This is a genomic window from Halomicronema sp. CCY15110, assembly GCF_016888165.1.
Lineage (GTDB): Bacteria > Cyanobacteriota > Cyanobacteriia > Phormidesmidales > Phormidesmidaceae > Halomicronema.
The window spans coordinates 1-233 of record NZ_JACSWC010000005.1 but is presented as its reverse complement, the minus strand read 5'-3'; the positions used below and the strand labels follow the sequence as shown (position 1 = coordinate 233).

Sequence of the window (233 nt, the reverse complement as noted above, 5' to 3'; positions counted from 1 at the left end):
TTGCCTGATGTCTCAGCACTGAACCTGAAACACTGGGAACTGGATGCCGAGCGTCATCAGCTGATTGTCACCGTTTCCTCTACCCAAGCGGTGGCCTGTTGTCCGCTTTGTCATTCCCTGACAGGGCGCATCCATAGCCGCTATGAGCGTACTCTACAAGACTTGCCTCTAGCTCAGTTCGGCCTCACCATCCTGTTGGAAGTGGGTAAGTTCTTTTGCCTGAATGAGACCTG

1 protein-coding gene is annotated in these 233 nt (G+C 53.2%); it reads left to right on the top strand.

What is annotated here, in order from left to right; genetic code table 11:
- Nucleotides 1–233, top strand: a 233-nt coding sequence (locus JUK32_RS28535) for a transposase family protein (protein WP_204136831.1), incomplete at both ends; no start/stop codon positions are given.